The 26,214-nt window shown below is 67.5% G+C and carries 25 protein-coding genes and 3 tRNA genes; 14 read left to right on the top strand and 14 right to left on the bottom strand.

Annotated features, from left to right (window positions below):
- On the top strand, positions 1–975 hold the full coding sequence (locus MAY35_RS09370) for a prephenate dehydrogenase (RefSeq protein WP_238420994.1): 975 nt from the start codon (positions 1–3) through the stop codon (positions 973–975).
- Positions 976–986: 11 nt separating this feature from the next.
- On the opposite strand, the gene MAY35_RS09365 is transcribed toward MAY35_RS09370, so the two are convergent.
- On the bottom strand, positions 987–1,541 hold the full coding sequence (locus MAY35_RS09365; RefSeq protein ID WP_238421057.1) for a putative glycolipid-binding domain-containing protein: 555 nt from the start codon (positions 1,539–1,541) through the stop codon (positions 987–989).
- 160 nt (positions 1,542–1,701) lie between these two features.
- Positions 1,702–2,496 carry a hypothetical protein gene (locus MAY35_RS09360; RefSeq protein WP_238420993.1) on the bottom strand — a complete coding sequence of 265 codons (795 nt, stop codon included), beginning with the start codon at positions 2,494–2,496 and terminating at the stop codon, positions 1,702–1,704.
- A 639-nt stretch (positions 2,497–3,135) separates the two neighbouring features.
- Between MAY35_RS09360 and helR the strand changes: the two genes are divergently transcribed.
- A complete protein-coding gene (gene helR, locus MAY35_RS09355) occupies positions 3,136–5,337 on the top strand; it encodes an RNA polymerase recycling motor ATPase HelR (protein ID WP_238420992.1) in 2,202 nt (733 codons plus the stop codon).
- A gap of 69 nt (positions 5,338–5,406) precedes the next feature.
- On the opposite strand, the gene MAY35_RS09350 is transcribed toward helR, so the two are convergent.
- Positions 5,407–5,479: transfer RNA gene (locus tag MAY35_RS09350), tRNA-Arg, on the bottom strand.
- Positions 5,480–5,534: 55 nt separating this feature from the next.
- A tRNA-Ser gene (locus MAY35_RS09345) sits at positions 5,535–5,626 on the bottom strand.
- 118 nt (positions 5,627–5,744) lie between these two features.
- Here MAY35_RS09345 and hisC point away from each other — a divergent pair.
- Entirely contained in the window at positions 5,745–6,812 is a 1,068-nt protein-coding gene (gene hisC / locus MAY35_RS09340) for a histidinol-phosphate transaminase (protein WP_238420991.1), read from the top strand.
- A gap of 14 nt (positions 6,813–6,826) precedes the next feature.
- On the opposite strand, the gene MAY35_RS09335 is transcribed toward hisC, so the two are convergent.
- Entirely contained in the window at positions 6,827–7,804 is a 978-nt protein-coding gene (locus MAY35_RS09335) for an alpha/beta hydrolase family protein (protein WP_238420990.1), read from the bottom strand.
- Between the two features lie 291 nt (positions 7,805–8,095).
- Here MAY35_RS09335 and MAY35_RS09330 point away from each other — a divergent pair, with 291 nt between their 5' ends.
- Entirely contained in the window at positions 8,096–8,551 is a 456-nt protein-coding gene (locus tag MAY35_RS09330; protein WP_238420989.1) for a thioesterase family protein, read from the top strand.
- On the opposite strand, the gene MAY35_RS09325 is transcribed toward MAY35_RS09330, so the two are convergent.
- On the bottom strand, positions 8,525–9,778 hold the full coding sequence (locus MAY35_RS09325) for a hypothetical protein (protein WP_238420988.1): 1,254 nt from the start codon (positions 9,776–9,778) through the stop codon (positions 8,525–8,527). The genes MAY35_RS09330 and MAY35_RS09325 overlap by 27 nt on opposite strands.
- Positions 9,779–9,930: 152 nt before the next feature.
- Between MAY35_RS09325 and MAY35_RS09320 the strand changes: the two genes are divergently transcribed.
- The 3 genes from MAY35_RS09320 (at position 9,931) to MAY35_RS09310 (ending at position 12,892) form a co-directional block, all read left to right on the top strand.
- The gene (locus MAY35_RS09320; RefSeq protein ID WP_238420987.1) at positions 9,931–11,019 is read left to right on the top strand and encodes a magnesium transporter CorA family protein; all 1,089 of its coding nucleotides are present in this window, start codon (positions 9,931–9,933) and stop codon (positions 11,017–11,019) included.
- Positions 11,020–11,141: 122 nt separating this feature from the next.
- Positions 11,142–12,095: an ABC transporter ATP-binding protein gene (locus tag MAY35_RS09315; RefSeq protein WP_238420986.1), complete on the top strand. Its 954-nt coding sequence runs from the start codon at positions 11,142–11,144 to the stop codon at positions 12,093–12,095.
- Positions 12,092–12,892, top strand: coding sequence for an ABC transporter permease subunit (locus tag MAY35_RS09310; protein WP_238420985.1), 801 nt, complete (start codon positions 12,092–12,094; stop codon positions 12,890–12,892). The genes MAY35_RS09315 and MAY35_RS09310 overlap by 4 nt, the downstream gene beginning before the upstream one ends.
- 152 nt (positions 12,893–13,044) lie before the next feature.
- Here MAY35_RS09310 and MAY35_RS09305 read toward each other — a convergent pair whose 3' ends face one another.
- Positions 13,045–13,917 (bottom strand): exodeoxyribonuclease III, encoded by an 873-nt coding sequence (locus MAY35_RS09305; RefSeq protein ID WP_238420984.1) that lies wholly within the window; start codon positions 13,915–13,917, stop codon positions 13,045–13,047.
- Between the two features lie 103 nt (positions 13,918–14,020).
- Positions 14,021–14,108, bottom strand: a tRNA-Ser gene (locus MAY35_RS09300).
- Positions 14,109–14,185: 77 nt separating this feature from the next.
- Between MAY35_RS09300 and MAY35_RS09295 the strand changes: the two genes are divergently transcribed.
- Positions 14,186–15,157 (top strand): NAD(P)H-quinone oxidoreductase, encoded by a 972-nt coding sequence (locus tag MAY35_RS09295; RefSeq protein WP_238420983.1) that lies wholly within the window; start codon positions 14,186–14,188, stop codon positions 15,155–15,157.
- A gap of 6 nt (positions 15,158–15,163) precedes the next feature.
- Here the strand turns inward: MAY35_RS09295 and MAY35_RS09290 are convergent, their stop codons facing one another.
- Together MAY35_RS09290 and MAY35_RS09285 are read right to left on the bottom strand one after the other, a co-directional pair.
- Positions 15,164–15,616, bottom strand: a complete 453-nt coding sequence (locus tag MAY35_RS09290) for a MarR family winged helix-turn-helix transcriptional regulator (protein ID WP_238420982.1) — start codon at positions 15,614–15,616, stop codon at positions 15,164–15,166.
- 119 nt (positions 15,617–15,735) lie between these two features.
- A complete protein-coding gene (locus tag MAY35_RS09285; RefSeq protein WP_238420981.1) occupies positions 15,736–16,932 on the bottom strand; it encodes a cysteine desulfurase-like protein in 1,197 nt (398 codons plus the stop codon).
- A 60-nt stretch (positions 16,933–16,992) separates the two neighbouring features.
- Here MAY35_RS09285 and MAY35_RS09280 point away from each other — a divergent pair, with 60 nt between their 5' ends.
- From MAY35_RS09280 to MAY35_RS09265, 4 genes are all read left to right on the top strand, one after another.
- Complete coding sequence (locus MAY35_RS09280) at positions 16,993–17,547, top strand: bacterial proteasome activator family protein (RefSeq protein ID WP_238420980.1); 555 nt, start codon at positions 16,993–16,995, stop codon at positions 17,545–17,547.
- Positions 17,548–17,674: 127 nt separating this feature from the next.
- Entirely contained in the window at positions 17,675–18,538 is an 864-nt protein-coding gene (locus tag MAY35_RS09275) for an ABC transporter permease (protein ID WP_238420979.1), read from the top strand.
- A gap of 13 nt (positions 18,539–18,551) precedes the next feature.
- The gene (locus MAY35_RS09270; protein WP_238420977.1) at positions 18,552–19,391 is read left to right on the top strand and encodes an ABC transporter ATP-binding protein; all 840 of its coding nucleotides are present in this window, start codon (positions 18,552–18,554) and stop codon (positions 19,389–19,391) included.
- Positions 19,388–20,308: a glycosyltransferase gene (locus MAY35_RS09265; RefSeq protein ID WP_238420975.1), complete on the top strand. Its 921-nt coding sequence runs from the start codon at positions 19,388–19,390 to the stop codon at positions 20,306–20,308. Before MAY35_RS09270 ends, MAY35_RS09265 begins: the two co-directional genes overlap by 4 nt.
- Positions 20,309–20,541: 233 nt before the next feature.
- On the opposite strand, the gene MAY35_RS09260 is transcribed toward MAY35_RS09265, so the two are convergent.
- Both MAY35_RS09260 and MAY35_RS09255 read right to left on the bottom strand, forming a co-directional pair.
- Positions 20,542–21,948, bottom strand: a complete 1,407-nt coding sequence (locus tag MAY35_RS09260) for a DHA2 family efflux MFS transporter permease subunit (protein WP_238420972.1) — start codon at positions 21,946–21,948, stop codon at positions 20,542–20,544.
- Positions 21,945–22,772 carry an acyl-CoA thioesterase II gene (locus MAY35_RS09255; protein ID WP_238421055.1) on the bottom strand — a complete coding sequence of 276 codons (828 nt, stop codon included), beginning with the start codon at positions 22,770–22,772 and terminating at the stop codon, positions 21,945–21,947. Before MAY35_RS09255 ends, MAY35_RS09260 begins: the two co-directional genes overlap by 4 nt.
- A gap of 54 nt (positions 22,773–22,826) precedes the next feature.
- Between MAY35_RS09255 and MAY35_RS09250 the strand changes: the two genes are divergently transcribed.
- The gene (locus MAY35_RS09250; protein WP_238420970.1) at positions 22,827–23,300 is read left to right on the top strand and encodes a helix-turn-helix domain-containing protein; all 474 of its coding nucleotides are present in this window, start codon (positions 22,827–22,829) and stop codon (positions 23,298–23,300) included.
- Here the strand turns inward: MAY35_RS09250 and MAY35_RS09245 are convergent.
- The gene (locus MAY35_RS09245) at positions 23,297–24,550 is read right to left on the bottom strand and encodes a glycosyltransferase (protein WP_238420968.1); all 1,254 of its coding nucleotides are present in this window, start codon (positions 24,548–24,550) and stop codon (positions 23,297–23,299) included. The genes MAY35_RS09250 and MAY35_RS09245 overlap by 4 nt on opposite strands.
- Before the next feature lie 2 nt (positions 24,551–24,552).
- A complete protein-coding gene (locus tag MAY35_RS09240) occupies positions 24,553–25,191 on the bottom strand; it encodes a TetR/AcrR family transcriptional regulator (RefSeq protein ID WP_281063118.1) in 639 nt (212 codons plus the stop codon).
- A gap of 143 nt (positions 25,192–25,334) precedes the next feature.
- On the opposite strand from MAY35_RS09240, the gene MAY35_RS09235 reads away from it, so the two are divergent.
- Positions 25,335–26,213: a TIGR03619 family F420-dependent LLM class oxidoreductase gene (locus MAY35_RS09235; RefSeq protein ID WP_238420963.1), complete on the top strand. Its 879-nt coding sequence runs from the start codon at positions 25,335–25,337 to the stop codon at positions 26,211–26,213.
- Position 26,214: the final 1 nt, after the last annotated feature.

The raw sequence follows: 26,214 nt of genomic DNA, 5'->3' as shown, positions 1-26,214 counted from the left end.
GTGACTGCCGACCCGTCATCCGACTCCCCCGTCCTCGCGAAACCGGTGTGCGTGCTGGGTCTCGGCCTGATCGGCGGGTCGCTGCTGCGCGCGCTGCACGACGCCGGGCACGAAGCGTTCGGGTACAACCGATCCGATGCGACCGTCGACGCCGCCACCCGGGACGGGTACGACGCGTCGTCGAATCTCGTTGCCACACTTGCGCGTGCAGCCGAATCGGACGCACTGCTGGTGCTCGCGACCCCCGTGACGACGATCGAACCACTCGTGTCCGCCATCGCCGAGCACTCGCCGAGCGTCCTGCTCACCGACGTCATCAGCGTCAAGCAGGAAGTCCAACGCATCATCGCGCGGCTGCACCCGAACGGCCGGTACGTCGGCGGACATCCGATGACGGGGACGAACCGCTCGGGATGGTCGGCGACCGACGCCACGCTCTTCGACGGTGCGATGTGGGCGGTGACCACGACCGATGAGACCCGCGCGGAGGACTGGCTGCCGGTCGCATCGCTGGCGGTGGCGGTCGGATCGCGGGTGGTTCCCGTCGCGCCCGACGCCCATGACCGCGCCGCAGCCGCCATCTCGCACCTGCCCCACCTCACCGCAGCGGTGACCGCCGCGGTCGGCGCCGGCGAGAGCGGTCTCGCACTGCGCCTGGCGGCCGGCAGCTTCCGCGACGGCACCCGGGTCGCCGGTACCGCACCCGATCTGCAGCGCGCGATGATCGAGGCGAACGGCATCGCCGTGCTCAACGTCCTCAGCGAGACCATCGACCGACTCGTCGCCGCACGCGACGAACTACGAGATTCCGGAACCGTCGAGGTACTCATCGACGACGGGCACCGCGCGCGGTCAGCCTACGAGCAGTTGCATTCCGGCACCGCCGAGGTGATCTCGGGCGTCGCCGTCGGCGACGACGGCTGGCAGCAAGAACTGCGTCGTCAGGCCCACCAGGGCCGGGTGTGGGTGGGCTGAGGTCAGCGCCCTCAGACCCGGCGCGCGAGACCCGGGTAGTCGAGGACGACACCGTTGTCGTCGACGGTGATGGTGGTGGTCGCGAGCGGCGACACCACCTCGAAACCGTCCTTGACCGCGGTGTATGACATCGTCGCCGGCTTCACCTCGCCACTCGGCAGGTACATGTAGGCGACGGGGACCTCGACGGCCTTGCTCGACGAGGCCGACACATCACCGCGTCGGATCGGCAGCGCATTGAACATGGGCGACAGGGCGAGCTCGACGTCCTGCGCACCGCCGAAGTCCGAGCGGGTGGTCTCCCCGTCCGGGCGCCGGATCAACCACGTGCCCTCGTCGTCACGGGTGATGCCGAACTGGGTCTCCCCGTCCGCGCGGACCAGGTGCACCGTCAGGCGTTTGACGACACCGGCATCGGTGGTCTGCAACTCGTACGACGCCGAGAACGCCTCATGGTCGGCGGTCGCGGCAGCGATGATCCGGCCGTACGCCTTGAGACGGGTCCCGGACACGACCAGGCGGACCTGCTCGAGTCGGTCGGTGTCTTCGCCACGCCACGTGAGCATCGTCTTGAACTCGTCGTTGGCGGCGGAGGTCTGCCCGCTGTCGGGGGCTGATTGCGGAGAACTCACGTGACCAAGGTAGCGAGCCGGGCCGCCGATCACACATCGGACGAGCAGGTCACCTCGGTGACACGCCGAATCCGAGGTGACGACGCGCCGAACATCAGGCAATGCAGGACGCCGTTCGACGAGACGACGTAGGGGTCACCGTGTCTTCCACGACCACCTCACCGTCGACCGTGATGGAGCAACTCACGGTGCTGCCCGTACCCGCGATCACGAGCAGACGCAACGGGTTGACTCCCCCGGTGAACTGAACGGTCCACGGGTTCCGCGGCGCGAAATCCGAGCGCAACCCCGCGTCGTCGACGTAGAGGATCGTCGCCTGCCCATCGATCGTGACGTCGTATGTCACCGGTTTGTTCTGCGGATCGATCCGCTCCCCGGGCCCGCCCGGAAGGTTGCCTCCCGGGTCCTGCGGGGTCAGGCTCGGCGGTTCGAAGGTGCGCGGGATCGGCATCGTGTCGGTGATGAGGGGCGGATCGGCGACGGCCTCGTCCGGTTCCGACTCACGAAGTCCGGCGAACCCGAGCACCGCGATCACGACCAGGACGACCATCCCGAGCGACAGCATCAGTGTCGCGGTGGACACCTTGGGCATCCCCGAGGTGGAACGACCGCTCGATGCCTCGGCCTCACGCGCGGTAGCGGCCGCGCGGTGCTGCTCGGCACGTTCCGCGCGCTCGGCGGCGTTCAGCTCGGTGTTCGTCGGCTGGCCGGGACGGAACATCGGCGTGCCGTCGGCGGCGTAGCCGAGCGGCGGATACAGCCGTGACGATTCCGGCTGTGCGTAGGGGTCGGACGGGCCGCCGGCGTATCCCTGCGCGCCGCGGGTCGGCCCGTCAGTGCGCCGCGGTTCGTTGACGCCCGGGTTCGGCCCGCCGTACGGCTGTCCCATCGTCGGCCTCCGGTCGAGATCTCTGTCGTCGTCGACGACGTCGGAAGCCCCGGGGTACGTCCCGGCGGGCTGCTGCGTCGTCAGTCCTCCTCATCGACCTTACGGCGCGTCGCACGGACCGCTCCGACGCACGACGGTGAACCCGCAGGACCGCGGCGATCGGACGCCCACACGAACCGGTCAGATGAATGACGCGCAGCGAGGACGGCCGACGACCGGGCGACGGCCAGCTGAGGGTGGATCCGACTTAGTACTCCGAGACCTGTTGCACAGCAACGACTTCACGAAACGAAGAGTCGGAATCATCGGCCCACGGGTCCCGCGTGGCCGCGCTGCCGCCCCACCCCCGATACACGGGGGCGGCAGCCCCCTGACAAGGCCCCACCGATCGAAGTTCACAGTCGTGAACTGAAAGTACTTTCACATACCGCACCGCCGCCCGCAATACCTCGGCCGTGCAACGGGACAAGTGACATGAGGGTCCGGTTCACCTGCGAGTGACGCTCTTTGATCCCCTTTCACCATAAGCCCTGGACGGGGGCTTGCCGCAAGACCCCCTGACCGGTGCAGAATCGCTGTCTCACCTGCCGAGAGTCCCTTGCCGCCTGCCGATACGGAGCTTCATCTGTGCCGTCCTCGATGCCCACTCCGAACCCCTCTTCGGCTCCGATCTCACAGACCGACCGGGTCTTCGACCTGCCCGAGCATCTGATCGCCAAGAACGACCCCGACCTCATCGCCGACGACACAGCGCATTTCGCTTCCATCGCCGCCAATCTCCGACTCTCGCTCGCCCACGCGGAGAGCAGACTCGACGAGCTGCGCCGCTCCGCCGGCGGCAAGGGCCGGCGAGCTGTCGACCGCGACATGGAGATCCATCAGCTGAGTTCACGTATCCGCACCCTGCGCCGGTTCCGACTCGACGTGTGCCTGGGCCGACTGGTGGGCGACAACGACAGCGACAACGGCGACGACGGGGAACCCGTCTACGTCGGACGGCTCGGTCTCACCGATGCGCACGGCGAGACCTTGCTCATCGACTGGCGGACACCGCTCGCCGCACCGTTCTTCGCCGCGACCCACCGCGACCCGATGGGACTCGTCAGTCGACGCCGCTACCGCTGGACCCACGGTCGGATCACCGACTACTGGGACGAGGTGTTCGTCGACGATCCGGCGGTCCTCGCCCGGCATGCGGCACTCGACGACCAGTCGGCCTTCATCGCCGACCTGGGTGCCAGCCGATCACCGCGGATGCGGGATGTATTGGGCACCATCGCCACCGACCAGGATGCGATCATCCGCGCCGGGTCGCACGGCGTGCTCGTCGTCGACGGAGGGCCCGGCACGGGAAAGACTGTGGTCGCGCTGCATCGTGCGGCCTACCTCGTCTACGCCGACCCGCGACTCGCCGGCAACCGCGGCGGACTGCTCGTCGTCGGACCGCACCGACCGTATCTGGCCTATGTCGCCGACGTACTGCCGAGCCTCGGCGAGGAGAGTGTGCAGACCTGCACCCTCGTCGACCTGGTCGTCGAAGGTGCTCGCGCCGTGCCCGAGGTGGACGACGAAGTGGCGCAGCTGAAGTCGTCGGCACGAATGGTGAGTGCCATCGAGCCCGCGGTCAGGTTCTACGAGCAACCGCCCACCACGTCGTTCCGTGTCGAAACCCCCTGGGCGGAAATCACTCTCACGGCCACCGACTGGGCCGACGCCTTCGACGCCCCGGAACGCGGCACACCGCACAACGACGCTCGCGACGAGGTGTGGGAGGAACTGGTGTCGATCATCGCCGACCGGCATGACGACGACGTTCCGTATGGTCCGCTGCGGCGGGCCCTTGCGGCGAACGTCGACCTCATGACGGCGTTCTCCCGCGCGTGGCCGATACTCGACGCCGCCGAGATCGTCGGCGACCTGTGGTCGGTGCCCGCCTACCTGCGCATGTGCGCGCCGTGGCTGACACCCGCCGAGACCGCGGCATTGCAGCGCACGGATCCCGCCGCGTGGACCGACGCCGACCTCCCCCTCCTCGACGCCGCGCGGCAGCGGATCGGCGACCCGGAGGCACCAGCACTGCGCCGCACCCGGCAGGCCGAGCTCGACGCCGGGCGCGAGCGGATCGACCAGGTGGTGGAGGATCTGATCGCCGCCGAGGTCCACGACGACGGCGAGGGCGTGATGTCGATGCTCCGGCACGAGAACCTCCGCGACAATCTCGGCGACGGGACGATCGACGACCCGACCGACACCGATCGTCTCGCCGGCCCGTACGCGCACGTCATCGTCGACGAGGCCCAGGAACTGACCGATGCCCAGTGGCAGATGCTGCTGAGCCGCTGCCCGTCGAAGAGCTTCACCGTGGTCGGCGACCGTGCCCAGGCACGACGCGGGTTCGTCGAGAGCTGGGCGGAGCGGCTGCGGCGAGTCGGCTTCGACGACGTCACCATGGCCGGCCTGACCATCAACTACCGGACGCCCGAGGAGATCATGGATGCGGCGGCACCCGTCATCCGCGCTGCACTCCCGGACGCCAATGTCCCGACATCGGTGCGGAGCACCGGAATCCCGGTCACCCACCGCCGACGCTCCGAACTCGACGACATCGTCCACGAGTGGACGGCGACCCACCCCGAGGGGACGGCCTGCGTCATCGGCGAACCAGGCTTCGCCGCCACCGACCGGGTGCGGTCGCTGACACCGACTCTCGCGAAGGGTCTCGAGTTCGATCTCGTCGTCCTCGTCGACCCGGACTCGTTCGGGGCCGGTATCGAGGGCGCGGTGGATCGGTATGTGTCGATGACGCGCGCGACCCAACAGCTGGTGATCCTCGACACGTAGCTCACGGAGCTGCGGGAAGCGCCGAACGGAGAAGCCCGCCACCGTGAACCGGTGGCGGGCTTCTGCGAGTGCGCCCGTAGGGATTCGAACCCCAAACCTTCTGATCCGTAGTCAGATGCTCTATCCGTTGAGCTACGGGCGCGTGCTGTTCAGTTGTGTCGTGCTGTTCAGTTGTACCGCGGTCGGCCGACTACGGCTGGCGGAGGCGAGAGGATTTGAACCTCCGGTCCCGTTTTAGCGAGACAACTCATTAGCAGTGAGTCCCATTCGGCCGCTCTGGCACGCCTCCTCGGCGGAGTCCTTCCGAACTACCGAGTCGAAAGGTTACACACCCCGCGCGCTGACTAGCAAACCGTTTGGTCAGAGCCACTTTTTGCCCGTTGTGGACCGGGGCCTACATTGGTCGGGTGAGCTTGCGAATCCGCCCCGATCTGGACGACCTTCCCGTGTATGTACCGGGCAAGACGTTTCCGGGGGCCGTGAAACTCGCGAGCAACGAAGTGACCGAGCGCCCGCTGCCCAGCGTGCTGCACGCCATCGGCGCCGCCGCTGCCGCGGTCAACCGCTACCCCGACAACGGGATGGTCGCGCTCACCGCCGCCCTCGCCAAGGAACTCGGCGTCACCGAAGACGAGGTGCAGGTGGGCTGCGGCTCGGTCATCCTGTGCCAGAACCTGATTCTCATCACCAGCGGTCCCGGTGACGAGGTCGTCTTCGGCTGGCGGTCTTTCGAGACCTACCCCCTCGCCACCCGCGTCGCCGGCGCGACGCCAGTCCAGGTGCCCCTCACCGGCGACCTCACCTACGACCTCCGCGCGATGGCCGACGCCGTCACCGACCGCACCCGGCTGATCTTCGTGTGCAACCCCAACAACCCGACGGGCACCGTCGTCGAGGCCGATGATCTGCGCGACTTCCTCACCCGTGTGCCGTCCGACATCGTCGTCGCCCTCGACGAGGCGTACTTCGAATACCTGCGGCTGCCGTCGAACCAGGCCTACAACGCTTTGGAACTGCGCCGTGAGTTCCCCAATCTGGTGATCCTGCGGACCTTTTCCAAGGCCTACGGTCTCGCGGGTCTGCGCGTCGGGTACGCGGTCGCCGACCCCGAGGTCATCACCGCGCTCGGCAAGGTGCATGTCCCGTTCTCGGTCAGCAGCGTCGCGCAGGCCGCTGCCCTGGCCAGCCTCGAGGCAGGCGACGAACTGCTCGCCCGCACCGAAGCCGTCGTCGCCGAACGCGCCCGCGTCACCGACCGTCTGCGGGCCGCCGGTTACCGGGTCCCGGATTCGCAGGCCAACTTCGTGTGGCTCGACCTCGGTGTCGCGACGATGGACTTCGCCCGCGCGTGTGTCGACGCCGGGGTCGTGGTCCGTCCGTTCGACGGCGACGGCGTCCGGGTGACCATCACGCATGCCGAAGAGGACGACGCATTCCTGCGGTTCGCGGAGAGCTGGGCCGGCCCCCGGAGCTGAGCGTTACGGCCGGTCTACAGTCCCCGGCCGATGGTCGGCCAGAGCACCTCGAGGTCGCGCTCCCAGTAGGCCCAGGTGTGGGTGCCGATGAGACGGAAACCGTCCGTGTACGGCACCCCGGCGGCGCGCAGAGTGATCGCGAACTCGAGCGAGCAGCGGTAGGCCCCGAGTTCGAGCGCCGATGACGACGCCGTCACCACCTCCCGCGGACCCTCCTCGGGTTCGATCTGTCGCCTCAGATCGAGTGGGCCGACCGCGCCGGAGCCGGCGGCGATGAAGATGTTCTTCCCCCGCAGCCGGTCGAGATGCAGGCTCGGATCGTGCGCGCGCCATCCGGCGGAGCCGAACGGGCCCCACATGTTGGTCGCGTCGCCGCCGTCGCGGCCGACGGTCGTGCGGACGTATGCCTCGTTGAGCGGACCCGACACCGGTGGGCACCCGCTGAGCGATGCGACGCCGGTGTACAGCTCGGGGTGGCGGATGGCGAGCGAGAAGGCCGCCTGCCCGCCCATCGACAATCCGATGACCGCGTTGCGGCCGTTTCCGTTGAACTTCGCGTCGATGAGCGGTGGGAGTTCCTTGCTGAGGAACGTCTCCCACATCGGTTTGCCGAGCGCCGCGTCCTTCTTCTGCCAGTCGGTGTAGAAGGTGCCCTTGCCGCCGGTGGGGAGCACGACGTTGACGTTCTTGTCGGCGAAGAAGCGGCCCGCCCGCCCCTTGGTGATCCAGTCGCTGACCTCGCCGTCGGCGCCGGCACCGTCGAGCATGTAGACCGTCGAACGCGGCGTCGAACCGCCGACCGGGGTGAGGACCGACAGCTTGATGCGTTCGTTCATCGCCGGGGAGAAGACCCAGATGTCGGTGCGCAGTGAGCTCAGCTTCTCGGCCTTGGCGATCCGAGCGACCTGCTTGGGTGCGGCGTCGGCGAATGCAGGGGACGCCAACGCTCCCACCAGCAGGCACACCAGACCCGCGATCAATCGCCTCGACATGTTGCCAACTCCCTCACCGGCGGTGCCCCCCGAGTGCACCCGGACCTCGTCGTGTCACCACGTGCAAGTCCGCGCCGACCGATGGGTCCGACGCGGACATCTAGACTCCCAGACTACCCGGCACCCACCGGAGTGGAAGGTCACGACTGCGACACCGCGCACCGCTCCGTGTCGCCGAACGAAAGTCGACATGCACTGTTCATCATCCGTTCAGCCCCACCGCGGGAATCCCGTCCACAACCGGCCTGACCAGCATCGACCCGACCGAACGATCGCCCGGGAGGAGCGTCGATGAGCGAGAGACTGGGGTCGTCGGACTTCGCCTTCGTCGCGGAGGTCGGGGTTCGATGGTCGGACATGGACGCCTTCGGCCACATCAACCACGCCCGGATGGTGACCCTGATGGAGGAGGCGCGGATCGCGTGGTTGCTCAGCGCCGGCGAAGCCTACGCACCGCTCATCACCAGTGCGATGATCGTCCACGTCGACATCCGATATCAGGCGCAGCTGCGCCACGAGGACTCGCCGTTGCGAATCGGCATGTGGATCAAGAGGTTCCGCTCGGTCGACTTCACCATCGGCTACGAGATCCGTGGTGCCGGCAGAGATCCCGGGAGTCGCCCGGCCTGCGTGGCGAGCACCCAGATGGCCGTGGTCGACATCGAGAAGCACACCCTGCGCCGCCTGAGCCCCGACGAGAAGACCTACCTCAGCAGCTGGTCACGAAGGCTCGTAACGAGCGGGTAGCTCACGCGGGACAGCGGGGGAAATACGGGCGATGTTGCCCTGCAACACATCCCGGTAAATCCGCAGCTGCTCTTCGCCACTGCGGACCTGTTCGGTGAGCCGCTTGGCGTTGTCGACCGAGATCTCCCGGTCGCCCGACCGCGCGATCAGTGCGTCGATGCGGTCGTCGATCGTCGCCGCCTTGTTGTACTCCGACAAGACCTGGAGTTCCACCGCAGCCGACTCGACCACGTGCGCGACCTCGTTGAGTGCCTGTACGCGATCGATGAGTTCGGTCCACACCGGCCGCAACGTGGTCTCGCGCTTGTCGATCTGTGCGGCGAAGGTGCGGTCGAAGCCGCCGTTGCGCTTGGCGCGGTCGAGGTCGATGCGCACTGCGCGCAAAGCGATGACGTCGGCGGCGATCTCGGCGACCTCGGCATGCAGATTCACCTGGGTGCGCTGGACCTCGAAGTGATCCGACCGCCAGGCCGGGTTGTCGAGGATGCGGTCGTAGTAATGCCCGGTGATGTACAGCAGCGTCTCGTAACCGTCCACGAAATTCGCGTTGCGTGGGACGCCCGCCGGGGACTCACCGCCCTGGCCGCCCACCGACCGTGTGCCCGAGAGGAACTGGTCGGCCCACTGCCCCGCCTGGGTGTTGCCCGACTTCGATGCCACCTGTCCGACCATCCCGGCGATCCGGTCGAAGGCCGCGGTACCGGCCCTTCGGACGTAGCTCGAGGCGTTCACGTTGGGTGTCGGGGTGCACAGCAGGCCCGCGAACAGACGCTCGCGCTCCTCGATCTCGAGGTAGACGTTCTCCCGTCGCTCGCGACGGATCGCCCGGGTGCCCGACGCGAACACGCCCTTCGCGGCCACGATCTGCTTGCGTGCGTCCTCCCGGCGCCGGTGCAGGCCGTTGAGCCGATTGCGCATCACCGCCGCGACCACGCTCGGGACCATCGGATTCGACAGCTGGTGCTCGATCTGGACGATCGCCCGCTGGAGTCGTCGTAGGTCACCGAAGCCCGCCGACATCGACGGCATGGGCCGCCCGGTGGAGATACGACGCACGACGATGGCGCGTCCGCCCGGCGTGAGGTAGCCGGATGCGATGAGGAGTGCCGCGGTGTCGGACAGCTCGCGGCGTTCGCCCGGGATCGCCGATCGATCGCACCATTCGCGGATCTGCTCGCTCGTGCGGGCAGGCATCATCCGGTGCCCACCCACGCTGTTGTCGACCATGCCACCGCCGCCTTACCTGGAGAATCGGTGCCCCGACCGGTCAGCGGACACCGATATCGATGCTACCCGCGGCGTGCACCTGCCCGGTGCGGCCGAGATGTCGTCGCCTGTCGTACCTGCGGAATCACCGGGGGTGGTGTCACGATGACCACATGACAGTGCCCACCGACTCGTCGGAACCCTGCGGCGTCGAGCGAGTGCGTGGCCAGATCTGGGAGAACGGCGAGCCGGTGGACGGGTTCGACCTGGAGTCGATCTCGACGTGCCTCGAGAAAGAGGACACCTTGATCTGGGCCGACGTCGAATGCCCGTCGCATGAGACCCTCTCGCGGCTCGCCGCCGAGCTCGAGCTCGACTCCTTCGCGATGGAGGACACCGTCGCGGCGGCCGAGCGTGTCAAGACGGTGACCTACTCCGGACACACCTTCGTCATGGTCTACGCGGTCGCGCTCCACGATGACGACGACTCCGATGACGACGAGGACAACGACGACGCGTCGTCGAAAGGCACCGAGTTCCGCGCCTCCGGACATGGCCGCGCGCGGATGTTCGACCTGCACCGCATCTCGATCTTCGTCAAGCGCAACGCGCTCATCACCGTCCGGCTGACGTCGGCGGTGGACATGGACGAGGTGGTCCGACGCTGGTCGGACAGTGGTGCGATGCAGTACGGGATCGGATCGCTGGTGCACGGCCTGCTCGACGTCGTCGTCGACGGGCACTTCGACGCCGTGCAGCGCCTCGACGACGAGATCGAGGATCTCGAGGCACTGCTGTTCGACGAACGCATCCCCGGCCGCGAACTCCAGCGCCGCACGTACGACCTCCGCAAGGACCTCGTCGTGCTGCGCCGGGTGGTCCTGCCGATGCGCGAGGTCATCGCGGGAATCCAGCGGCGCCGGTTCGACAACCACGCCCCACCCGAACTCGACCCCCACTTCTCCGACCTCTACGACCACGCCTTGCGCGCCTCGGAATGGACGGAATCGTTGCGGGACATGATCACCACCGTCTTCGAGACCAACCTGACCCTCGCGGATGCACGGCTGAACACGGTCATGAAGAAGCTCACCGCCTGGGCGGCCATCATCGCCGTCCCGACGGCCATCACCGGTTTCTACGGACAGAACGTGCCGTTCCCCGGTTTCGAGAAGACGGCCGGTTTCGTCACCAGCGGCACTCTGATCCTCATCCTGGTTGTGGGGCTATATGTTTCGTTCCGCAAGCGAGACTGGCTCTGACGACACGCGAGTCGTCCGAGACACACTGCGCTGCAACGTGTCCGATGCTGCGCCGTCGATCTCCGGAAGGCACCGGCCGACATTGGTAGCGTGAGTGCGCACATCACCGACGGAAGGCACCGATGGAGTTCCCCGCCATCACGATCGACGGACTCACCAAGAGGTTCGGCGGCCTCACCGCGGTCGACGACCTGTCGTTCACGGTCGCGCCCGGCCGGGTCACCGGATTCCTCGGACCGAACGGGTCGGGCAAGACCACGACGCTGCGCATGCTGCTGGGACTGGTGGAGCCCACGGCCGGGCGCGCACTGATCGGCGACCGGCCGTTCCGGCAGATCCCGCAACCCGCCCAACAGGTCGGCGCGGCATTGGAGGCGTCGAGCTTCCACCCCGGGCGGACCGGCCTCGGACACCTGAAGGCGCTGGCCCCGCAGGTCGGGGTGCCGACGTCGAGGTGTCGGGAGGTTCTCGAGTTCGTCGGCCTGTCGCAGGCCGCCGACCGGCGCGTCGGCGGCTACTCGATGGGTATGCGACAGCGCCTCGGCCTGGCGACCGCCCTGCTCGGCGACCCCGGGATCATCCTGCTCGACGAGCCGGCCAACGGCCTCGACCCGCAGGGCATCGTGTGGCTGCGCGGCCTGCTGCGTTCACTCGCACGCGAGGGACGGACGGTGCTGGTGTCCAGCCACGTGCTCGCGGAGGTCAGGAGCACCGTCGACGACGTCGTCGTGATCGGTAACGGCAAGCTGGTGCGGGCGTCGACGCTGGCCGACTTCGAGGCGCTGGCCGAACATGTAGTCGCCGTGCGCACTCCGGCGCGCGCATCCTTTGCCGCACTTGCCGGTGAGCGGGGTTGGCGGATGGAGGACACCCACGACGGGTTCCGCGTTCACGGTGTCACCGCGGCAACCGTCGGTGCCGCGGCGTTCACCGCGGGCGTCGAACTCCATCAACTCGCCGACGTGGGCGCCGATCTCGAAGCGGTGTTCCTGCACCTGACCCGGTCGTCGGACGCGCCGACGAGTTCTTTCGCGGGGCCACCCCCGGCCGGGCCGGCGACGGGAGATGTCCGATGAGGGCCGCACTGATCGCGGAGTACCGCAAGTTCACGTCGACGCGGATGTGGTGGGTGCTGCTCATCGCGATGGTCGCGTACCTGGGCTTCATCGGTGCGGCGCTGGCATTCTCGATGACCACGGAGGACGCCATCGAGCAACCGACCGCGCTCGTCGGCGGCGACCTGGCGCGATCGGTCTACGCGCTCACCAGCCCGATCGGGTACGTCTTCGCCCTCGTCATCGGAAGTCTGGCGGTCACCGGCGAGTTCCGGCACAAGACGATCACCGCGAGTCTCCTGGTCGAGCCGCGACGCGGAATCCTGTTGACGGCCAAGCTGATCGCCGGTATCCCGATGGGGTTGCTGTATGGCGTGCTGGGCACGCTCGCGGTCGTCGCGACGGCGGCCCCGATCCTGGCCGGCGTCGGCGACGGCGCTTTCCTCGGCGACAGTGCGACCCTCGAGGTCATCGTGCTGTCGATGCTGGTGATGGTGTTGTGGACCGCGATGGGTGTCGCCTTCGGTTCACTGGTGTCGAATCAGGTTGCGGCGATCGTCATCTTGCTGGCTTTCACCCAGCTCGTCGAACCGGTTGCCCGCATCGCGTTGGCGTCGTTCGACGTGACATCGTCGGTGTCGAAGTTCCTCCCCGGTTCCGCAGCCGACGCCCTCGTCGGGTCGAGCTTCTTCGCGACCATGGGCGGTGGCAGCGACGACCTGCTCCCGCAGTGGGCCGGCGCGGTGGTCATGCTCGTCTACATCGCGGCCTTCGCGATCATCGGCCGGTACACGACGTTTCGGCGGGACATCGCCTGAGCTGGTTGTCCGACGCTGTGTTTGCAGGCTTCCCGCGTCGCTGTTTCCCTCGCGCGGTCGCGCTCCCGTCCCGCTGATCGGATCTGAACAGCGGAACGGAAGCGGGGCCGCGGGAGTTGGAGCGCGGGTCACCCGCGAGGCGCCGTGCGCCGTCACAGGTCGGCGTACTCGACGACCAGCGGGGCGTGGTCGGACAGCCGGGCGTCGGGCGTCGGCTCCTTGTCGACGGCCACCACGCGCGCCCGCTTGGCCAATGCGGGTGTGGCCAGCTGGTGATCGATGCGCCACCCGACGTCCTTGACGAAGGACTCGCCCGCCCAGCTCCACCAGGTGAGCGGCCCGGGACGGTCGCCGTGGAGCGCCCGGACGACGTCGACCAGTCGACGCGGGCCGGTGATCTCGCCGAACCAGGCGCGTTCCTCCGGCAGGAAGCCTTCCATCTTGCGGGCCGCGCGCCAGTTGGTGACGTCGTGTTCGAGGTGAGCGACGTTGAGGTCGCCGAGCAGAAGGAACTCCCGGCCCGCCTGGCGCGCGGCGAGCCGGTTGCGCGCCAGCTCACGAGTGAACCCGGCCAGGAAGCGTTGCTTGCGTGCGTGTTTGGCGCCACCATCGAGGGGATCGCGGGACGAGCCGAGGCGCTGCAACTCGGCGGGGAGCCCGCCCTTGGGAAGATAGATGTTGGCGACGGTCAGCGGCCGATCGGAGAGGTCGACCTCGATGTAACGGCCCTCGTGGGCGAAGGCGGGCAATCCGCGGGCCTTCGGCGGATGTGTCACCCACGTGCGCACCGCAGCCGGTTCGCTCCGGGTCAGCACCGCAACGCCGTTCCGTCCCGCGATGGAGCCGACGTCGAACGACGCGTGATACCCGTCGAAGTCCCCGACATCGTCGACGCCACAACGCAACTCCTGCAGTCCGACCACGTCGGGCTGCCGTCCCGCGAGCCAGGCGTCGAAGCCACGACGACGCGCGGCCCGAATCCCGTTGACGTTGAACGACGCAACGGTGAATCCGCCGGAGTCCATCTTCCTCTGCCTTTCAGGGTCTCGGGCCCGTCCAGGCCGGGTCGGCGCCGGCGGGTCAGTCGTCTCACGAAAAAGCCCCCACCCGGAAACAGGTGAGGGTTTCTGGCGGAAGCGGAGGGATTTGAACCCCCGGTGGTTTTACCCACGCTCGCTTTCAAGGCGAGTGCATTCGGCCGCTCTGCCACGCTTCCCTGACGAGCAAGGGTACACAGCGAACGCGCGTCGGACTCCCGGAGGCACGCGCGCGAGCTGTGACACCATCGAACGGGTGAAAGCCATCGTCGTCGAATCCGAGAATCTGTCCCTCTCCGATGTGCCCGACCCGACCCCCGCTGCCGGTGAGGTGGTGATCGACGTGGTCGCCGCCGGTGTGAACCGCGCGGACATCCTGCAGCGCGCGGGAAACTATCCGCCTCCGCCGGGGGCGTCGGAGACCCTCGGCCTCGAGGTGTCGGGGCGCATATCCGCGCTCGGCGACGGTGTCTCCGGGTGGTCCGAGGGCGACGAGGTGTGCGCTCTCCTGGCCGGCGGCGGGTACGCCGACAAGGTCGCCGTGCCGGCGGAGCAGCTGCTCGCGGTCCCGAAGGGCGTCGACCTCGTGTCGGCGGCGGCGCTTCCCGAGGTCGCGTGCACCGTGTCGTCGAACATCTTCGACACCGCACACCTCACCACCGGCGAACTCCTGCTCATCCACGGCGGGTCCAGCGGTATCGGCACGCATGCCACCCAGATCGCGAACGCCATGGGCGCACGCGTCGCGGTGACCGCGCGCACCCCGGAAAAACTCGAACGCTGCCGCGAGTTCGGCGCCGACATCCTCATCGACTATTCGAAACAGGACTTCGCCGAGGTCATCAGCGACGCCGGCGGCGCGGACGTGATCCTCGACATCATCGGGGCCAAGTACCTGAAGTCCAATCTCAAGGCGCTGCGCACCGATGGGCGACTCGTCATCATCGGCATGCAGGGCGGTACCAAGACCGAGATCAACCTCGGACATCTGCTGAGCAAGCGACTCTCCGTGATGGGCACGACGCTGCGTGCGCGGCCCGTGCACGGTCCGGGTGGCAAGGCCGAGGTCGTCGCGTCGACGCTGACCCGGACCTGGCCGCTGATCGAGGCCGGGACGGTCGTGCCCGTCGTCGACCGCGTGTTCCCGCTGGCCGACGCCGCGGCCGCACATGATCACCTCAACAGCGGAGACGTCGTCGGGAAGGTGCTGCTGGGCGTCGAGCACTGAGCGCGGTCAGTCGGCGACAGGCGGATCCGCGGCGTCGACCGCCGCGCGGATCTTGCGAAACGCAACACCGAGCGCGGCGAACTCGTCCGGGCTCATCGCGTCGACCACGAACTGCCGGATCACCCGATCGCGCACGCTCACGTGGTCCGCGAGGGTGCGCCGGCCCTGATCGGTGAGACGTACGAGCCGATGCCGCCCGTCGGCCTTCGACTCGAGGCGCTGGATGTCGCCGTCGTTGCTGAGTCGGGCGATCATGCGCGACACGGTGCTCACCCGCATGTGGACGGCGTCGGCGACCTCGCTGACGCCTGGCTGCCGGGCGCGGCAGACCGCCTCGAGGATGCGTAGGTCCGCGACGGAGAGACCGCGTTTGCCGAATTCGTCGTTGACGCGCGCGAAGAGCGCCCATCCGCCATCGACGAGGTTCAGCCAGCTTTCGGCTTCCGCGACTGTGAGCAAGCGGGGTGGGCCCTTTTCTGGACCATCGAGAAGATTTGCCGACACAGCACGACAACATACATTGTCGTGAACTCAAACAACACCATCGTGAATCCCGGGCGTCCGATTCGGCATGATTTTCAGGCCAGGGACCCCAGGGTGCGCACGAGGTGGTCGACTTCGTAGGGGGTCGAATACGGGGCGAGCCCGACCGTCACCGCCCCGCCGAAGTCGGGCGCTCCCATCCGCGCGAGCGCACGGTTCGGTACGTCCGCGAGCGCGCAGACACCGTTGTCGGCAAGCCGGCGGACCACCTTGTCCGCGCCGACCGACTCGACGGTGAAGCTCGCCAGCGGCACGCGGGACTCCTCGGTGCCGACGAGGTTCACATGGTTGAGCTGCGACAGCGTGGTCACGAGGTAGTAGGTGAGCCGCTGGAGGTATTCGTAGACGCCATCCATGGACGTGACCAGGCGCCGGCGCCGCTTGCCGATCCCGTGTTCGTCGAGACCTGCCAGGTGCTCCACCGAGGCCACCAGCCCGGCCAGCAGCGCACCCTGGTGGGGTTCCGGCTCGAGCCGCGCCGGCCCCCTGGCGCCGGGGTCCATCGACATCAGCTTCAACCGGTCGATCAGGTGGGGTTCGCGGAAAGCCATCGCCGCCATCCTCGGACCACCCCACCGTTCGGCCGACACCACCAGGACGTCGGCGCCCAGGTCGTGGATGTCCAGGCTGAGGTAGGGCGCGGCATTGGTGGCGTCGACGACGAGCAGCGCTCCGGCCGCACGCGCGAGCGGCGCGATCTCACTGATGTCGGTGATGGCACCCGTCGTCGACGACGCGAGGGTCACCGCGACGACCTCGGTGTCCGGGGTGATCAGGTCCCCGAACTGCCAGGCCGGCAGCTCACCGGTCTCGACGTCGACCTCGGCCCAGCGGACACGTCCGCCATAACGGTCGGCGGCCCGCAGCCAGGGCACGATGTTCGGTTCGTCGTCCTGCCGCGTCACCACCACGTCGCCGCGCAGCCATGCGTGCGGCGCCAGCGCCTCGGCCAACGACGACAGCAACGCGTAGCGCGAGGGCCCGAGGGCAACACCCGCAGCGTCCCCGCCCACCAGATCGGCGATCGCCCGCCGCGCACCGTCCGCCACCTCGGCACTCGCACGCGCCGCCGGGTACACCCCGCCGGGCGCAGCCGCCAGATGCCGAAAACTGGTGGTCACCGCGGTCGCGACCGAATCGGGGACCTGCATCCCGGCCTGGGGGTCGAGGTGGATCCAGCCGTCGCCGAGCGATGGAATCAATCCACGCACATAGGCGACCTCGAAAGCCATGGGCACGAGGATAGACGTCGGCCATCGGCGCTTTTGCGGTGTCCGGGCACAATGGAGCCCATGGCTATCGAAGGCACCCAAGGACCCGGCTCGACCCCTGGACCATTCGGCACGGCCGGTGACTCCGAGAACGTCATCGTCGTCGGCGCCGGCGCGGAACCGCAGTCCGGCGACGACGCGTCGGACTCGACGAGCGTCGCGGACATGGTGGAACAGCCCGCGAAGGTCATGCGCATCGGCACCATGATCAAGCAGCTGCTCGAGGAAGTGCGGGCCGCTCCGCTCGACGAGGCGTCGCGCAACCGGTTGCGGGAGATCCACCAGTCGTCGGTCCGCGAGCTCGAGGACGGCCTCGCCCCGGAACTGCGTGAAGAACTGGAACGGCTGGCTCTGCCCTTCTCCGACGAGGCGACGCCGTCGGATGCCGAGCTGCGGATCGCGCAGGCACAGCTCGTCGGTTGGCTCGAGGGACTCTTCCACGGCATCCAGACCGCGCTCTTCGCCCAGCAGATGGCCGCGCGTGCCCAGCTCGAGCAGATGCGCCAGGGGGCGCTGCCGCCGGGCATGCCCGCCGCCGGTGGCGGACCGGGTCACAGCACCGGGCAGTACCTCTGACTTCGGGACGCGTCGGGTGGCTTACACCCGGCTTCCCGACCGGCTGGTCACCTGCCCAGCCGGTCGGGGCCGCCTCGCTCGTCACCGGCTCAACCAGCAGAAGAGCCGACGGGTACGCTGACTCCTCGTGTCAGCGGTACTAGACGACGACGCGATCCCCGCGCGTCCAGAGGGTTCTGATTCGCGCAGCTTCGCCCGCGCGGTCAAGGACCTCGGCGACGGTTTCGCAAGCCGCGAGCTGTGGTTCCACCTCGGTTGGCAGGACATCAAGCAGCGTTATCGCCGTTCGGTCCTGGGCCCGCTGTGGATCGTCATCGCGACCGGTGTGACCGCGATCGCCATGGGCCTGCTCTATGGCGAACTCTTCGGCATGGACATCAAGGTGTTCCTGCCCTACGTCGCACTCGGTTTCATCTTCTGGAACTTCATCTCGAGCTCGATCCTCGAGGGTGCTGAGGTCTTCTCGAAGAACGAGGGCCTGATCAAGCAGCTCCCGGCCCCGGTGAGTGTGCACGTCTACCGGGTCGTGTGGCGAGCGCTGATCATCTTCGCGCACAACGTCGTCATCATCGTGATCCTGTTCCTGATCTTCCCGCCGCCACTCAATTGGACGGTGACGCTGATCGTTCCGGCGCTCGTGCTCTACGTGCTGAACTCGATCTGGGTCACCATCGTCTTCGGCATCCTGTCGACGCGATTCCGCGACATCGGTCAGTTGTTGACCACGGTGGTGCAGCTGGTGTTCTTCATGACGCCGATCATCTGGACCACTCAGAGCCTGGGCACTTCGACGGGCGAGACGTCGTCGCGGCTGAAGCTCGTCGAGCTGAACCCGATGTTCCATTACCTGGAGATCGCACGTGGGCCGCTGCTGGGTGAGCCGGTGGAGTTCTATCACTGGGCCGTCGTCCTGGGCTGCACCGCCGTCGGCTGGGTGCTGGCGATGCTGGTGATGCGCAACTACCGGGCCCGCGTGGCGTACTGGGTGTAGGGACGGAATCGAGATGGCCAAGAACAGCAACCCCGTCGACGATCGGGTCCGGGTCGACACCTGGGACGCGTGTGTCGACTTCCCCATCTTCGACGCCAAGACGCGCTCGCTGAAGAAGTCGGTGATCGGCGCGGCCGGCGGCGTGATCGGCTCGACCGAGTCGAACGTGGTGGTCGTCGAGGCGCTCAAGGACATCAACCTGCACCTGAAGCACGGTGACCGTGTCGGTCTCGTCGGGCACAACGGCGCGGGCAAGTCGACGCTGTTGCGCCTGCTCTCCGGCATCTACGAACCGACCCGCGGGGCGTGTCGCGTCCAGGGCCGGGTCGCACCGGTCTTCGACCTCGGTGTGGGTATGGATCCGGAGATCTCCGGATACGAGAACATCATCATCCGCGGCATGTTCCTGGGCATGACCCGCAAGGAGATGCTCAAGAAGATCGACGACATCGCGGAGTTCACCGAGCTCGGCGACTACCTGCAGATGCCGCTGCGCACCTACTCGACCGGCATGCGCGTGCGTATCGCGCTCGGCGTGGTGACCTCCATCGACCCCGAGATCCTCATCCTCGACGAGGGCATCGGCGCGGTCGACGCGGACTTCATGCGCAAGGCACGTGGCCGACTCCAGGCGCTCGTCGAACGGTCGGGAATCCTGGTGTTCGCCAGCCATTCCAACGAGTTCTTGGCCCAGCTGTGCGACCGCGCCCTGTGGATCGACCACGGTCAGGTCCGGATGGAAGGCGGCATCGAAGAGGTCGTCGGTGCATACGAGGGACCCGACGCCGCGGCGCATGTCCGGAAAGTGATCGCCGACATCGAGAAGTCCGACGCGCAGGGGAAGCCGGAGTGACCGACGGCACCCCCGGCCACAAGGTGGTCGCGGTGGTGGTCACCCACCGTCGCGTCGAGCTGCTGGCGGAGTCGCTCGCCGTGGTGTCGGGACAGGACCGGCCCGTCGACCACTTGATCGTCGTCGACAACGCCGACGAGCCTGCGGTGGCCGCACTGGTTGCCGCACAGCCGGTTCCGACGACGTACCTGGGTTCGCAGCGCAACCTCGGCGGCGCCGGCGGCTTCGCCCTCGGCATGCTGCACGCCCTCGCTCTCGGCGCCGACTGGGTCTGGTGCGCCGACGACGACGGGCGCCCCGACGGACCCACGGTGCTCTCGACGCTGCTTGACTGCGCCGCACGGCATGACCTCGACGAGGTGTCGCCGGTGGTCGCCAACCTCGACGACCCGGACACGCTCGCCTTCCCGCTGCGTCGTGGGCTCGTGTGGCGGCGGAAGCGGTCGGAGTTGTTTGCCGACGGTGAGACCCAAGACGATGACTTGTTGCCGGGCATCGCGTCGCTGTTCAACGGTGCATTGTTCTCCGCACGGTGCCTCGAGCAGGTGGGTGTCCCAGACTTGCGGCTGTTCTTCCGCGGCGACGAGGTCGAGGTGCACCGTCGTCTGGTGCGATCGGGTGTGCGCTTCGGCACGTGCCTGCGCGCGGGCTACCTGCACCCGGACGGGTCGGCGGAGTTCCGCCCGATTCTCGGCGGTCGCATGCACACCCAGTATCCCGACAACGAGACCAAGCGGTTCTTCACGTATCGCAACCGCGGTTATCTGATGAGCCAGCCCGGGCTCCGGAAGCTGCTGCCCCAGGAGTACGCCCGGTTCGGATGGTTCTTCCTTGTGCAGCAACGCGATCCGAAGGGATTCGCCGAGTGGGTACGACTTCGCGGCCTCGGTCGCCGGGAACGGTTCACGCGGCCCTGAGCGTTTGGTCCTGCACCGCTCCCTGAGGTGAGACGAACCCGCCCGCCCGCGCTCCCTGAGGTGCGAGCGAAGCGAGCCCGCCCGCGCTCCCTGAGGTGCGAGCGAAGCGAGCCACGAAGGGTCTCGCAAGGCACGTCACCAAGCCCCTTCGAGGCTCGTCGCTTGCGCTCCTCGCACCTCAGGGAGCAATGGGTCCGGCCACCTCAGGGAGCAGAGGGGGCGCTTCTTTCGGATCAGGGAGCACCATGCCGCGGGGTCATCCCCAACGCTGAAACAGCCCCCAGCGCAGCGATTCCCGCGAGAACCCACCACGCGGTCACGAACGACTGGTGCACGTCTGTGTACACGACCGACGTACCGATGATCGCGACCAGCATGCTGACGCCGAGGGACATGCCGATCTGGCGGCTCATGTTCACCACCGCGCTCCCCGTCGCCGCCTGATCAGCGGGTAGGTCGGCGGTCGCCGACGACAGGATCGACGGCAACGCGAATCCCACTCCCACGCCACCGATCAGCCACCCCGGCAGTATCTCCGATGCGAAATCGGGTGTGGCGTCGACCGACAGGGCGACGAGCACGATGCCGAGTCCGAACAATGCGCACCCGATTGCGACGAGCACACCGACCGGCACGCGTGCGCTCAGACGATGGGAGACGGCCGCGAAGATCGGGACCGTCAGCGGTCCGGTCGACACCGCGAGTCCCGTCGCGATCGGCGAGAAACCCCAGACCTGCTGCAGCCACAGGATATTCGCGAGCAGTGCGCCGGCAAACGGGATCGAGAACAGGAGCATCGTCACGTTGGCGACGGAGAACGCCCGGACCCGGAGCAGAGCCGGCGCGATGACCGGTTCGTCGTGGTGCATCGAACTGACGATGAACCCGATCAGGGCCACCACGGCGATCACCCATGCCCCGGTGATCCGGAAGTCCGACCAGCCCCACTCACTTCCCTGGACCAGGCCGAGCGTGAGCGCACCGACCGACACGACGAGCAGCGTCGCACCCAGTGCATCCGGAAAGCCGCTGACCGAGTCGTTCCGGGGACGGGCCAGCACGATCGCTCCGGCAACGATTGCCGCCAGGCCGACAGGCACGTTGACCAGGAAGACCCAGCGCCACGACGCCTCGACCAGCAGTCCGCCGACAGCGGGCCCGAACGCCGCGGCGAGTGCCCCGGTGGCGGCCCAGATGCGGACCGACCGGGCGCGGCGCTCCGGCGGGATCGTCGAGACCACCAGCCCCAGACTCGCCGGGGTCAGGATCGCCGCGCCGAGCGCCTGCAGCGCCCGGAATGCCACCAGCCACCACACCCCCTGCGCTGCAGCACATGCGGCACTCGCGACGGTGAAGATCGCCAGACCGAGTAGGAATCCACCCTTGCGACCGTACCGGTCGACGATCCGCCCGGCCGGAACCAGCAGTGCGGCATACAGAATGGCGTAGGCGTTGAGGATCCACGACATCTGCGACAGCGTCGCGTCGGCGAAGTCGGCACCGATGTCGTCGAAGGCCACGTTCACGATGAACACGTCGAGGCTGGCCATGAACGCGGCCCCGGACAAGATGAGCAGGACGATGCCCGGACGCTCGTGAAGTGTGGCCGGGGTGGAAGTTCCGGTGCTGGTGGCGGTCATCGGGTCGGCCACCCCAGAACGCGACGACTCTGGCGTGCGGAGGCCAGGAGTCGGCCGTTGCGGTCGCGCAGCGAGGTGTCGTCCACCGACCATCCACCGGACGTCGACGTGTTACGCGTGTCCACGAGAACCGGCGCCGGTGTCGGATCGTCCAACGGGGCGGTCACGTGCATGGAGAAGGCGACCGTCGGAAGTGCGAGGGGCGCAGTCAGAGTCGGGAACACCGCGGGCGGCAGACAGTCTGCGAGCAGTGCGAGGTAGGCGGCATCGACGCCCATCGGGGTGCGAGTGGTGATCCAGGCGCGCATCCACGACTCGCTCGCGCCGGTGAGCGGGAGCGGGCCGTCGACCGGCCGCAGGTCCAGTTGCGCACCCATCGCCACGATCTCGGGCGGAATCATGAACGCGGCCAACCCTTCCGGACCAGGCACGCCTGAGACCCGGTCGACCACATCTGCGGGATCGGTTTCGCCGACGTGCCCGGCGGTGACCGACGCCGTCGCGATCTCGACATCGGCCTGCGTGACCGTGACATCGACGATCCGGGTATACCGGCCGACCTCCCGCACCGACGGCGTCAGTAGCAACTCCCCGCCGTGTGGCTTGCCAACGAATCGCAGATCGAGAGCGCGCACCGATGCATCTGGCGCCGCATCGGCACCGACCCGGACGGCCAGCGCCGCGATCGCACCGCCGTGCGGACCCGACCATCCCCACCATGAGGGGTCGATGGTCGCCGACCAACGACCCCCACCCACGGGAATCGCCCCGAAACTGTCCAACAATCCGTCGCCGACGGTGCTTAGCCTGCTGAGTTGCTTCACGCAACTCATGCAAGCAGGTTGAGTTGCATCACGCAACCCACTAGTCTGGATCTCATGCGCCGCGCCTCGTTCGCCGAGATGAACTGCTCGATCGCCCAGACACTGGAGATCGTCGGAGAATGGTGGACGCTGCTCATCGTTCGGGATGCGATGTTCGGGGTGACACGGTTCGACGACTTCTCGTCACACCTCGGCATCGCCCGCAATGTCCTCACCCAGCGACTGGACACCCTCGTGGAGCACGGCGTCCTGACCAAGGAGCCGTATCAAGACAACCCGGTGCGCTACGACTACCGCCTGACCGAGAAGGGGCGCGACCTTTGGACCGTCCTGGCCGCGCTGCGTCAGTGGGGCGACAAGTGGACCGCGGAAGACGGTGCGCCGGTGGTGTCGACCCATTCGTGCGGGCAGACGATGACCGTGGAACCGACGTGCTCGGCGTGCGGCGAGCACATCGCCGTCGGCGACCTCCGCGTGCACGCCGGCCCCGGCGCGACGGCAGCCAATCCGCTGAAGGCTCTGCGCTAGAGCAAAGCTTCCACCACCCGGGCCGCGGCCAGCGGCCCGTCCTCGGAGGACAGCTTGGCCGAGAGCTCGGTCGCAGCGTGGCGGTATCGGCCATCGTCGACCGCTTCGGTGATCGCTTCGTTGAGCTGCCCGGCGGTCAGTGTGCTGCGCGGAATCGGGCGGGGGGAACACCCCAGTTGCCGGAGACGGTGAGCCCAGAACGGCTGATCTATGATCCCGGGCAAGGCGATAGAGGGGGTTGCCGATCGCAATGCCGAGGCAGTGGTCCCCGCTCCACAGTGGTGTACCACCCCGGCAGTCCGCGGAAAGAGCCACGCATGGGACACATCATCGATGGTGTGCAGTGTTGTGGTGTCGTTGCCACCATCCAGTCGAGCCCACCCGCGCTGTAGGACACCCCTTCGACCGGTGTGGCGCAGCGCGTCCGCGACGATCCTACTGATTTCTTCCCCGTTGCTGATGGCTGTACTGCCGAGGCCGACGAATACCGGTGGAGGACCGTCGTCGAGGAAGTCGAGTAGCTCGGCGGAAGGCTTCGCGGCGGAACTGTCCACAGGCCACCAGTATCCGGTCGTGTGCACATGATCCGGCCAATCACGCGGAGTCGGCACAACGTGACTGCTGAACCCACACAGCTGGGTCCAGCGTCGTTGCAGGCGCCGACGAGCGCCGACTGACTGAGCGGGCAGACCCAGGGTCCGACGGAGGTCACCGATCAAAGGCGCGAAGAACTTCTCACCGGCGGCGGCCAGATTCCACGCCACACGGTTTCCCCAGCGACCGTATGAACGTGTGCCGAGTGGCGGTGGCGCAAAGTTCCCGGTGGGATACGACGGTTGTAGGACCACCGCGGCACTCGGCCGCCCGCTTGCTTCGGCAACGTGCCAACCGAGCATCGTGCCGACCGGGCCGCCACAGAGAATCAAGTCGGCGTCCTCAGCGGCAACGGCCATCGCCTCGCCGACGCCGCGGAGATCCTCGCGCATACCCTCGAGCGCCTCCTTGGAGGGTTTGAGTCGGCGCCCGTCGACCATGGCCTGTCCGTACGTCGACGCACGAGTATCGGCCTCGGTGTCTCGCGGGAGATGTCGGTACTCGAACCCGGACCCGGTGATCATCGATTCGTAGGGACGCTGCGCGGCGATCGCCACTGTCGCGCCCAGGTGTTCCGCGAGTCCCGCCGCCAGACCGGTCATGGGCCCGACGTCCCCCCGCGTGCCGAAAGCCAGGATGGTGATTCGTGTGCTCATGGTCATCTTCCGATCGCTGAGATGATGATCGAGGCCAGTGCCGACGTGTGACCGAGGACGTCGTAGTCACTGTCACGCGCCAGTTCGCGGACCACGCCGTCAAGAGAAGAGCGGACGATGCTCTTCACCACCGCCGGTGCTGCGGTGGCGTCGAATTCGCCGTCTCGGATTCCGTCGCCGAGGATGGACAACGGATCGAGCAGCGCGAGCTCCGGAGGGACGCCGGCATCATCAACGGATGCTTGCACGGCCTGATCGAACCGGAGACCCCGTTTGTCCCGGTAGCTGACCGAGATCTCGTACAGCGCGACGGCCTCTTGCCGGTGGACATCCAGGAACTCGCCGTTCGACTCGATGTAGGCGCGCAGACGGTCGGTCGCGCTCGTCTGCGCGACGATGCGGGGAATCATTGTCGTGGCCGACGCCTCGAAGACCGTTTCGACGATCGCCGAAACCAATTCGTCTTTGCCACGAAAATGGTACAGCACAGCACTTTTCGCAATTCCGGCGCGTTCAGCGATCTTTGCCAGCGACGCCGTCGGGTACCCCACCTCGGCAATCAACTCGATGGCACACGCCACGATCTGACGTCGCCTCGCCTCGTCGGCAAACGTCCGACCCGTAGTTGATCCTGACCGCATGGACAGATATTAGACCGATCGGTCAGTTGGAGCAAGGGTGTCGTCCGGACGGCGCCCACCTGCCACAATGACGAACTCCATGCCACGGAACTAGAACGTGTTCTACTGTGAGGACAGTTCCACTTGCCGTCCCGAGGAGCATGATGCGGTTCACGTTCGCCGAGGCCATGACCGATCCGTCGTACTACGCGCCGCTCGCGCAGGCCGCGGAGTCGGCGGGGTACGCCGGTTTCACCATTCCCGACTCGCTCGCCTATCCCGAGGAGTCGGACGCGAAGTATCCGTACACCCCCGACGGCAACCGCGAGTTCCTCGACGGCAAGGCGTTCATCGAGACGTTCATCCAGGCTGCTGCTCTCGGTGCGGTCACCTCGACCATCCGTTTCACACCCTTCGTGGTGAAACTCCCGGTCCGGCCGCCGGCGCTGGTCGCCAAGCAGGCGAGCTCGGTGGCCTATCTGACGAACAACCGGTTCGCGATGGGTGTCGGCACGAGCCCCTGGCCCGAGGACTACGACTTCATGGGCGTGGACTTCAAGCGTCGCGGGAAGCGGATGGACGAGTGCATGGACATCATCCGCGGTCTCACCACCGGCGAGTACTTCGAGTTCCACGGTGAGTTCTATGACATCCCCAAGATCAAGATGACCCCCGCACCCACCGAGCCCATCCCGCTGCTCGTCGGCGGGCATGCCGATGCCGCGCTGCGTCGTGCGGTCATCCGGGGTGACGGCTGGATGCACGGTGGCGGGCCGCCCGAGGAACTCGACACGCTCCTCGACCGGATCGCCGAGATACGCAAGGCCGAGGGCAAGACCAACGACCCCTTCGAAATCCACGTCATCTCGATGGACGCCTACTCGGTCGATGGTTGTAAACGTCTGGAAGACAAGGGGATCACCGACGTGATCGTCGGTTTCCGACTCCCCTACGTGATGGGCGAGGACACCGAGCCGCTGCAGACCAAGATCGATCACCTGAACTGGTACGCCGACAACGTGATCGCCAAAGTGAACGGCTGAA

Origin of the sequence: Gordonia sp. 'Campus' (assembly GCF_022206305.1) — a bacterium.
Taxonomy (GTDB): Bacteria; Actinomycetota; Actinomycetes; order Mycobacteriales; family Mycobacteriaceae; genus Gordonia.
Note: the sequence above shows the minus strand (reverse complement) of the source record. Positions and strands in the feature narration are given on the sequence as shown.

What these genes read in the sequence shown, in the direction of transcription:
- MAY35_RS09335 (WP_238420990.1), bottom strand. Translation starts at nt 7,804, where the DNA reads ATGTCGAGGCGATTGATCGCGGGTCTGGTGTGCCTGCTGGTGGGAGCG.
- MAY35_RS09365 (WP_238421057.1), bottom strand. Translation starts at nt 1,541, where the DNA reads ATGCTCACGTGGCGTGGCGAAGACACCGACCGACTCGAGCAGGTCCGC.
- MAY35_RS09330 (WP_238420989.1), top strand. Translation starts at nt 8,096, where the DNA reads ATGAGCGAGAGACTGGGGTCGTCGGACTTCGCCTTCGTCGCGGAGGTC.
- MAY35_RS09305 (WP_238420984.1), bottom strand. Translation starts at nt 13,917, where the DNA reads ATGGACTCCGGCGGATTCACCGTTGCGTCGTTCAACGTCAACGGGATT.
- MAY35_RS09260 (WP_238420972.1), bottom strand. Translation starts at nt 21,948, where the DNA reads ATGACCGCCACCAGCACCGGAACTTCCACCCCGGCCACACTTCACGAG.
- MAY35_RS09325 (WP_238420988.1), bottom strand. Translation starts at nt 9,778, where the DNA reads ATGGTCGACAACAGCGTGGGTGGGCACCGGATGATGCCTGCCCGCACG.
- MAY35_RS09250 (WP_238420970.1), top strand. Translation starts at nt 22,827, where the DNA reads ATGCGCCGCGCCTCGTTCGCCGAGATGAACTGCTCGATCGCCCAGACA.
- MAY35_RS09285 (WP_238420981.1), bottom strand. Translation starts at nt 16,932, where the DNA reads ATGGCTTTCGAGGTCGCCTATGTGCGTGGATTGATTCCATCGCTCGGC.
- MAY35_RS09270 (WP_238420977.1), top strand. Translation starts at nt 18,552, where the DNA reads ATGGCCAAGAACAGCAACCCCGTCGACGATCGGGTCCGGGTCGACACC.
- MAY35_RS09235 (WP_238420963.1), top strand. Translation starts at nt 25,335, where the DNA reads ATGCGGTTCACGTTCGCCGAGGCCATGACCGATCCGTCGTACTACGCG.
- MAY35_RS09360 (WP_238420993.1), bottom strand. Translation starts at nt 2,496, where the DNA reads ATGGGACAGCCGTACGGCGGGCCGAACCCGGGCGTCAACGAACCGCGG.
- MAY35_RS09280 (WP_238420980.1), top strand. Translation starts at nt 16,993, where the DNA reads ATGGCTATCGAAGGCACCCAAGGACCCGGCTCGACCCCTGGACCATTC.
- helR (WP_238420992.1), top strand. Translation starts at nt 3,136, where the DNA reads ATGCCCACTCCGAACCCCTCTTCGGCTCCGATCTCACAGACCGACCGG.
- MAY35_RS09310 (WP_238420985.1), top strand. Translation starts at nt 12,092, where the DNA reads ATGAGGGCCGCACTGATCGCGGAGTACCGCAAGTTCACGTCGACGCGG.
- MAY35_RS09245 (WP_238420968.1), bottom strand. Translation starts at nt 24,550, where the DNA reads ATGAGCACACGAATCACCATCCTGGCTTTCGGCACGCGGGGGGACGTC.
- MAY35_RS09240 (WP_281063118.1), bottom strand. Translation starts at nt 25,191, where the DNA reads ATGCGGTCAGGATCAACTACGGGTCGGACGTTTGCCGACGAGGCGAGG.
- MAY35_RS09320 (WP_238420987.1), top strand. Translation starts at nt 9,931, where the DNA reads ATGACAGTGCCCACCGACTCGTCGGAACCCTGCGGCGTCGAGCGAGTG.
- MAY35_RS09315 (WP_238420986.1), top strand. Translation starts at nt 11,142, where the DNA reads ATGGAGTTCCCCGCCATCACGATCGACGGACTCACCAAGAGGTTCGGC.